The 8,177-nt window shown below is 63.5% G+C and carries 10 protein-coding genes; 4 read left to right on the top strand and 6 right to left on the bottom strand.

All coding sequences use genetic code 11. The features are described 5' to 3' along the window. Nucleotides 1-331: 331 nt before the first annotated feature. The 4 genes from AWB83_RS03485 to AWB83_RS03470 form a co-directional block, all read right to left on the bottom strand. The gene (locus AWB83_RS03485; protein WP_087042835.1) at nt 332-931 is read right to left on the bottom strand and encodes a site-specific integrase; all 600 of its coding nucleotides are present in this window, start codon (nt 929-931) and stop codon (nt 332-334) included. Between the two features lie 90 nt (nt 932-1,021). Next, the gene (locus tag AWB83_RS36685) at nt 1,022-1,297 is read right to left on the bottom strand and encodes a phage integrase central domain-containing protein (RefSeq protein ID WP_087042834.1); all 276 of its coding nucleotides are present in this window, start codon (nt 1,295-1,297) and stop codon (nt 1,022-1,024) included. Nucleotides 1,298-1,492: 195 nt separating this feature from the next. Then, on the bottom strand, nt 1,493-2,764 hold the full coding sequence (cls, locus tag AWB83_RS03475) for a cardiolipin synthase (protein ID WP_087042833.1): 1,272 nt from the start codon (nt 2,762-2,764) through the stop codon (nt 1,493-1,495). Between the two features lie 79 nt (nt 2,765-2,843). Beyond that, complete coding sequence (locus AWB83_RS03470; RefSeq protein WP_087042832.1) at nt 2,844-3,653, bottom strand: DUF4410 domain-containing protein; 810 nt, start codon at nt 3,651-3,653, stop codon at nt 2,844-2,846. A 376-nt stretch (nt 3,654-4,029) separates the two neighbouring features. Between AWB83_RS03470 and AWB83_RS03465 the strand changes: the two genes are divergently transcribed. From AWB83_RS03465 to AWB83_RS03445, 4 genes are all read left to right on the top strand, one after another. After that, nucleotides 4,030-4,818: an SDR family NAD(P)-dependent oxidoreductase gene (locus AWB83_RS03465; RefSeq protein ID WP_087042831.1), complete on the top strand. Its 789-nt coding sequence runs from the start codon at nt 4,030-4,032 to the stop codon at nt 4,816-4,818. 68 nt (nt 4,819-4,886) lie between these two features. Next, nucleotides 4,887-5,108 carry a hypothetical protein gene (locus tag AWB83_RS03460; RefSeq protein WP_087042830.1) on the top strand — a complete coding sequence of 74 codons (222 nt, stop codon included), beginning with the start codon at nt 4,887-4,889 and terminating at the stop codon, nt 5,106-5,108. A gap of 129 nt (nt 5,109-5,237) precedes the next feature. After that, nucleotides 5,238-5,537: a hypothetical protein gene (locus AWB83_RS03455; protein WP_244197552.1), complete on the top strand. Its 300-nt coding sequence runs from the start codon at nt 5,238-5,240 to the stop codon at nt 5,535-5,537. Nucleotides 5,538-5,917: 380 nt separating this feature from the next. Next, on the top strand, nt 5,918-6,226 hold the full coding sequence (locus AWB83_RS03445; RefSeq protein ID WP_244197551.1) for a hypothetical protein: 309 nt from the start codon (nt 5,918-5,920) through the stop codon (nt 6,224-6,226). 10 nt (nt 6,227-6,236) lie between these two features. Here the strand turns inward: AWB83_RS03445 and AWB83_RS03440 are convergent, their stop codons facing one another. Further along, the gene (locus AWB83_RS03440) at nt 6,237-7,199 is read right to left on the bottom strand and encodes an aldose 1-epimerase (protein ID WP_087042826.1); all 963 of its coding nucleotides are present in this window, start codon (nt 7,197-7,199) and stop codon (nt 6,237-6,239) included. Then, nucleotides 7,196-7,984, bottom strand: coding sequence for a phytanoyl-CoA dioxygenase family protein (locus tag AWB83_RS03435; protein WP_087042825.1), 789 nt, complete (start codon nt 7,982-7,984; stop codon nt 7,196-7,198). The genes AWB83_RS03440 and AWB83_RS03435 overlap by 4 nt, the downstream gene beginning before the upstream one ends. Nucleotides 7,985-8,177 lie beyond the last annotated feature (193 nt).

Raw genomic sequence — 8,177 nt, 5'->3', positions numbered from 1 at the left:
CTTCTGGCCCCTGCACGAACCGCTACAGCGGCTCATTGCCGACCTCGCGCGCTTACTTGAGCAAATCGCACCGCATCTCTCCAACCGCGCTGCCGCCTAAAAAACAAACCCCACGTTCCGAAAAACATGGGGTTCGTCAGCAGTCTGAGGGCGCGCGATTGCGAGGCGCGAAGCCGGGAACGTGCACGAAGAAGGTCCGACGCAAGACCGCACGTATCCCAGTGGGGGAAATTGAGGCCTCGTCGAAACGAAGGGTAAGGTCGGGAAAACCAAGCTTTGACCTAGCACAATCCGATTCGATAGCGCCCCCCCTTGCTGGGCGCTTCGTCTTTCAAGCTCCTGCGAGGAACGAATCCTCGTCTGCGGGCGGCGGCGCGTCGAGGTAATCGGCCCACGCTTGCATGATGGGGCGACGGTCCTTGAGGAAGCGAGTTCGCTCGCAGGTTTGTTCAACGCCGCTGCGCTTATCGTGGGCGATGACTGACTCGGCAATCTCTTTCTTGATGTCTTTGTAGGTGTCGCCCACCCATGTGCGCAGCGTCGAGCGAAAACCGTGCGTCGAGGCTTCGCCGATCTGATAGCCCAAATCGCGCAGCACGTCATTCACGCGACTATTGGCGACCGGCGTTCCTTCGCGCGACGGGAAAACAAGGTCGTCGGGATGATGATCGCCCGGCAGCGCTTCAAGGAACGCGACCACCTGACGCGGCAGCGGGATTTCGTGAATATGCCTCTTCTTCATCCGATCCGGGGGAATCGTCCAGATGCGCCGTTGAAGATCGAATTCTTTCCAGCACGCAGCAGCGGCTTCGATATACCGGGCGCCGGTGTAGGTCACCAGCCAGAGGGCGCGACCGTCATTGTCAGTCCGGCCTGCCAGCTTTTGGACGAAATCATGTGCTTCCTGATAAGGCAGTGAGGACCGCGGCATGGCGACATGGACATGCTTGACGATTAGATGCTCGATACGACCGTCGTAGCGGGCTGGATTCGGGCCGTTGCGCGATCCGCGCGTCGTTGCTCAGTCGAGAATGTTCTCGATGCGACTCCGAACGTTCCGGGCCGTCTTATGTTTTCCCGTCCAGATCGGTTTCAGGATTGAGACGATGTGGTCCGTCTCTATGTCCGCCACGTCGAACGCGCCAATGACCGGCTCCGCGTAGTCACGCATGGTTTGCCGCCAGTCGTGCGCCGTGCGCTTGCCGGTCCAGCCGGCTTCGTGCGTCTCGATGTAGAGCGCGGCCGCTTCTTTGAAGGTGAGCCGGAGCGCAGTCTTTCGCTTCGATGCTGCGCGCACAGAGAACTTTGCGGCGCGTGGGTCGATGCCGGCTTCATGTCGCCAACTCAGTTCATGCAAGACTGGCTTGCGGCTCAGCGGACAAAGGATGCGGCTGCATAACTCGGGGCCTCTGAAAGGCGAAAAACCGAGGGAAGCTCACATATCCACATATGCAAAAACAAAAAACATCCACAAGACGCCACAACACAAAGCTCAAAGCTGCGAATCGAGCAACGCGATGCCTCGCTCAAGCATTTTTTCGGCAAACGGACGCCCACGCCACTCATCGAGCGTAATGCGTTTCGCGCAAGAAACGTCGTCATCGAAAATAGCCGTCTGACGGCGCGCGAACTCGCGGTCGTAGATGTTGAGGTTGGCCTCGTCGTTCAGCTTGAACGAGCGGCTGTCGAAGTTCGTCGAGCCGACCGACACGAGAAATTCGTCCACCACGATGAGCTTGCAGTGGAACATCGTCGGCTGATACTCGTACATCTCCACGCCCGCCGCGAGCAGGTCGCCCCAGCATGCGCGCGACGCCTCCCGCACCGTGTGCGTGTCGATGCGCTTGCCCGGCGTGATGATCCGCACCTTCACGCCACGCTTCGCCGCCTCGACGATCGCGTTGATCGTCAGCTTGTCCGGCACGAAGTACGCACTCGACAAGTGGATGGAACGGGTCGCGGCAGTGATCGCCATGAGGTACATCAGCTGCATGTCGTCGCTGCCACCGGAGGGCGAACTGCTGAACATGTGCGCGAGCCCGTCGCCCGCGACCGCGATTTCCGGAAAGTAGCGCGGGCCGTGCAGCACGTTGCCGCTCGCCTTGATCCAGTTGTCCATGAAGACCGCCTGCATCTGCCCGACCGCCGGACCTTCGACGCGAAAGTGCGTATCACGCCAGTGCTTCTCGTCCTGCGCATGCCCGGTCCACTCCTCGGCAATGCCCACGCCGCCCGTGAAACCGATGCGTCCGTCCATCACGAGCAGCTTGCGGTGCGTGCGGTCGTTCATGCGCCCAAGCCCCGTCCAGTGCGGCTTGTGATACTGGATGACCTCGGCGCCCGCCTCGCGCAGCATGCGCAAATAGCGCTTGTCCATCTTCGACGAGCCAACCCAGTCGAGCAGCACATGCACCGCGACACCCGCGCGCGCCTTGTCCGAAAGCGCATGGGCGATCTCCTCGCCGATCGCGCCGGACCAGTAGATGAAGGTTTCGAAGGTGATCGTCTGTTGCGCCGAGCGGATGCCGTCCAGCATCGACGGAAAGATCTCGTCGCCGTTCACGAGCACCTCGAAGCGGTTGCCCTCGACGACGGGCGGCCCGAGCAGCAAGCCCATCGAGCGCATGAACTGCGGATCGTCGCTTGCGTACTGGCGTTCGATCCGGTGCTCGATCTTCTTTTCACCGCTCGACAAGTTCGCGATCACGAGCACCACGACGAGGGTAACGACAACGGTCAGGGCAATCAGGGCAATCGTCGGCATGCGCGGGCCTCGCAAAGCGAACATCCGTCCGAAACCATCAGTGTACGAGGGTTCCGGAGGGCGCATGGCCCCGCTTCGCTCAGCTCTTCGCCTGCAACCAGCCCTGTTCCTTGCCGAGCTTCGCGATCTGCTTTGCGATTGAATCAGCAAGGCGCTTTTCGTCGGACGAGACTCCCGCGTGCTTCGTCTCCGATACCGCGTGCAAGCCGCCCGACACCGCGAGCGAACTCGCAACATGCCCCGCCGCCGCGCCGATACCCGCCATCTCCGCGACGCCAGGAGCGTGGCCACTGTCGGCCTTCGCGTCGAATTGCTCGAGCAGCTGCGGCGCGCCGTGCGCGGGCTTGAAGACGAGCTGCACGGTCGCGCCGACCTTGCTTTCGCCTGCGCCGAGACCGATCAGCATGCGGCGCCGGCGATTGCCCGCGTCGATCGTGTTGAAGTTGCCAACGACCTCGAGCACGTTCTGGTCGTCCGACGGCGGCACGTCGGCGCGAATGGCGCGCAGGCCCATCGACTGGAGCTTCGCGACGATCTCGTTCGCCACTTCCTCACGCGCCGCGATCGCGTCCTGCGTCGCTTTGTCGGCCTGCGAGCCGCCGGAGAACGCCGAGCCGATCTTCGAGATCATGCCGTGGTTGTCGAGCTTCACGTCGCTCGCGTCGCTGGCGAAGGCGTAGACGTAAATGTTGTCGAGCCCCACGGCGGGCGTGGCCGCGACGGTCTGCACGGTTTGAGCGCCGGATCGGCCGTACTGGCTCGCGGCTTGCGCGGGGTTGCTCGCGCAGCCCGCCAGCAGCGCCGTGCCGACGACGAGCCCCACGAGCGCCGCGCCGCGCGCCTTCCTGAAGGTCGTGTTGAGCGAGGAAAATTTGATCGGGTTGGACATGATGCATCTCCGGAAAAACGTGGAATCGTTGGCTCGTTCGTACCGCGCGATGAGGAGGCTGCCGTGCTGCTGCGCTCCTTATCCGTGATCTCGTCTGTGCGTGATACGGCTCTCGGTTCTCGTTGCTGCCCTGGCTCCCGGTCACGCAGACGCAACTATGCTCGATGGCCCCGGCGCGCGCCATCGAGCATTTATGTCGCAACGTTTCACGCCCCGCAAAGCCTTATGGAACAAGGCTTGCGCGATTTTCGGAACGTGGCGTCCGGCGCCCGCCGATGCACCGTTCATGCAGGTTTCCCGTGCTTCTGGTTAACTTCTGACCAACACATCGCGCTATGCGCGATGCATCCCGTCAAATCTTTTTGAAGGAGCAGACATGGACCTCAAGATCGCCAACAAGCTCGCATTGGTATCCGGATCGACGAAGGGCATCGGCCACGCCATCGCGGTGGCGCTCGCGCGCGAAGGTGCGCGCGTGATCGTCAACGGCCGCTCGCAGTCGTCAGTCGATGCCGCCCTCGCCAGACTGCGCGAACACGTGCCGAACGCGCAGGCCGAAGGCTTCGCCGGCGACGTCTCCGAGGCCGCGGCGGTCGACGCGCTCGTCGCGCGCTTTCCGCACGTCGATATTCTCGTGAACAACATGGGCATCTTCGACCCGAAGCCGTTCGAAGAAATCTCCGACGAGGAATGGCTGCGCTTTTTCAACGCCAATGTGATGTCTGGCGTGCGGCTCTCGCGCGCCTATCTGCCGAAGATGAAGGAGAAGAACTGGGGCCGGGTCGTGTTCATCAGCAGCGAGAGCGGCATTCAGATTCCCGTCGAGATGATTCACTACGGCCTCACCAAAACGGCGCAGCTCGCCCTCTCGCGCGGACTCGCCGAAACCTGCACGGGAACGGGCGTGACGGTCAACGCGGTTCTGCCAGGGCCGACGAGCTCCGAAGGCGTCACGGACTTCGTCGAGAAGCTCTCGGGCGGCAAGAGCTTTGATGAGTTCGAGGCGCAGTTCTTCGAGGAAGCGCGCCCGACCTCGATTCTCAAGCGCTTCATCACGCCCGAAGAAATCGCGAACATGGTGGCGTACGTGTGCTCGGAATTGTCGTCGGCGACGAACGGCGCCGCGCTGCGCGCGGACGGCGGCGTCGTGCGCGCGGCGTTCTGATGCGGCGCGCGATGGAACCTGTCCGACCATCGCGGGCAACTTTGAAACCCTGACTTCCCGGAGCCCCCATGCGATTCGACTACAAGACATTCCACATCGATTGCACCGCGCGTCACGATGAGGACGGGAATTACTACGCGCACGCCCGCATTACGCGTGCGCCTGGCGAGCCCACGACGCATGTGGAAGTCTTCGAATCCGGCGACCTCGATGCCTTCGCGAGCGAATCGGATGCCGTTCACTGCGCGCGCGCGTGGGCCATCGAGTGGTGTGACGAAGCACCGGGCTGAGCTTCGCGTTCCTCTCCAGAAACGTGGTCTGACGCCCGCACGGCACGGCGATTGCGCAATGTAAGCCGCGCAGCCGCAACGTCCAGCGAGGCGGCGCGCATCACCACAACCGATCAACGGGAGGACACCATGAAGAACGCAAAGCGAGGCTTGCTGATTTCGGCAATGATGCTGAGCCTGTCGGGCGCGGCGTTGGCGCAGGGAGCGGGCGGCGGAGCGGGAGGCGGCACGGCGGGCGGCAACGGAGCCGGCCAGGGCGGCACCGGCATGAGCACGCCGAACAGCAACGGCGAGACAGGCGCGACCTCGAACGCATCCGGCGCTAACACGATGGGCTCCACGCAAAGCTCGGGCAGCAAGATGCACAAGCCCAAGAAGAGCGACTCGGATTCAGGCACCTCGAGTGGCGGCGCCGCCAAGTCGTACTAAGCGTCGATCTGCACGCCCGGACCGCATGAAGGTCCGGGCCAGCTCTTCCGTCCAGGCTTCGTTTAGCGGCTAATTTAATAAGCGCTTACCGCCGCATCGGCTCGTCCCTGCAAAAGGATCCCCACCAGATAGGGATTTCGCGCATCCCCGCATCGCCGTAACTTAGCCCTCGAGCGCCTTCTGTCGCGTTCGACGCGTCTTTCCATTTGCTCGTCGAACGAAAACACGTATCGGCCACCCCGCATCGTGCCGGCGCTTGCGCGACCGCATGCTCCATCACGGCCGCACGCGCTCGATCCCATCCGTCGACAAAGCTGCAAGGAGTCCGAGAATCGCGTTTCCCGGCTGCCTGTGCATGCATTATTTCAAGGAGCTGGAAAATGAAGCCCAGGATCAACCCCAAACTCATCGCCATGATGGCCGCCTGCGCGATCGTCGCCAATGTTGCCGGCATCGGCGCCGCGCGCGCGCAAGGCATGCCCGCCGACGCGCAGCAACTCATCCAGACGATGCGCCCGATGGTCATGTCGCAGGCCACGCCCGAGCAGTCGCAAACCGCCGCGACGCCCGCGCAGCAAGCGGACGATTCCGCCTACGGTGGCACGACGGCCGGCGCGAGCGCCTCCGCGAGCGGCCGCCGTCAAGGCTGCACCGACATGCCGCGCTGCGACGTCTTCTTCGGTCAGTAACCGCGCGAAGTCATGCGTCGCGGACGCGTTCCGCGACGCCCCGCTCGACGCAGGTCGTCCACGCGAATCTCGCGCTGACCGACTCGCCCGGTTGCAGCACCGCGCCGCCCTTCATCGCGCGATCGACATCGAGATTGATCCAGTCCGCCACGTTGCTCACCGGCTCCACGCACAGCAGCCCGGGATGCGATGCCGGCGCGTAGACCACAAGGTGATCGAAAGGAGTTTCGGCATCGAGCATGATCGAGCGGCCTTCGTCGGGCCACGCGATCGTCGCCGCGCGCGACCAGCCGGCAAAATTGTTGTCGAGATCGAACGCATCGGCGGACATGCCTTCCACGGACGCCATCGCGTCGACGCAAGCATGCGGGCCGGCATGCGTCGGCAGGAGATCGGGCGTGCTGTGCCACATCGCGGCGACGCGCGCGTGAATGCGCGTGTTGCGCGTGCGCGGATAGTAGGGGTGATGTCCCATGCCGAAAGGCATCGGCCGATCGGACAGATTACGCGCCGACATCGTGACCGCTAGCGCATCGGCATCGAGCGCGATGTCCTGCGTCGCTTCGTATGCAAACGGCCAATGATGCGCCGCCTCGCGCGAAGGCTCATGCCGAAGATGCAGGCGCGCACGCGATTTCGACGTATCGCCCACGCGCCAGGGCAAGCGCCACGCATTGCCGTGCAGCGCATGCGCGAAGCCGTTGCCATCGCCGGAAAGATCGACGAGCGCACCGTCGAACACGAAGCGCGCATCGCGAATGCGATTGCAATACGGCAGGAGCGGAAAGCTCGCCATGCCCAGCGGGTCGCGCGCGGCAAGCGCTGCGGGCGTCGCGGGACGCAGCCAGTCGATCACGCGTTCACCGTGTGTCTCGTCGAAAGCCGCGATCGCTCCGCCGACCGCCGGCGCAAGCAGCACGCGCCGCTCGCCATGACGCAGCTCGACGAGCTGATCGGAAGGCGCGGCGCTCAATATGCGAACTGCCGGTAGCTTTCGTCAAAGACGCGCGCCGTCTTCTCGACCAGGGGATTGAAACGCAAGAGACGCCGCGCACGCGCGGGCAATCCGGCCAGGACATCGCGCGGCACGTCGATGCGCACCTCGGGCCGGAAATACCACGCGCGGCTGTAGCCGATCACGACCATCGGCCGCGGCTCGCCGGTCAGGTTCGGCGTGCCGCGATGCAGGCCGCGCACGTCGCGGATCAGCACGTCGCCGACGCGCATCGGCACGCGCTCGGCTGCAAAGCGTCCTGCCTGCAGGCCGGCAAAGGCTTCGTCGCGCGACATGCGATGCGTGCCGCGCGTCGTTTCGAGCGGGCCATTATGGTCATCGACATCGACGAGCGGAAAATTCACCGCAAGCTGGAACGAAGGCGTTTCGGGCGCGTCCTCGAAAAGCGGCGGCGTGTCGCGATGCCAGTCCTGATATTCCGATCCGAGCACGGGCGTGTCGGTGGCGAGCTGGCACATCACCGGATCGCGCCCCGCGACGCGCTCGACGATGCCCACGATGTCCTCGTCACAGAAGATCGACGGGTCCGCGAATTCGCCTTCGAAGGGCAAGGTCACGTAGTAACGCCCCGGCCCGCGATTGCCGTTCGCATCGGCGTCGACGTGCGGCTTCAGCAAAGGCGCGAACGCGTCCCGCCAGGCTTCGAGTGTGGCGCGCGGGAAATGATCGCGCAGCATGACGATGCCCTCCCGTTCGAACGCTTCGGCGAGCGCGTCCCGCGTGCCCTCGTCGTACTTGCCCATGCGCTGTCTCCTCGTTGCCGGTTCGAGAAAAGAATCGCACGCACGTAATCCCTTCGTCAATATTATTAGTAATAACCGGTGGAAACCCTGATCTGATACATGCAGTCTCGCGTGCTTTTCGCGTTGTTCATCACTAATATTAGTGGTAAATTTCTCTGGCCCGTGACGCATCGTTCGTGAAGAGTTGAGCCGC

This window comes from Caballeronia ptereochthonis (genome assembly GCF_001545075.1).
In the GTDB taxonomy this organism is placed as follows: Bacteria; Pseudomonadota; Gammaproteobacteria; order Burkholderiales; family Burkholderiaceae; genus Caballeronia; species Caballeronia ptereochthonis.
The sequence above is the reverse complement of the archived record's forward strand: the minus strand, read 5'-3'. Positions and strand labels throughout refer to the sequence as shown.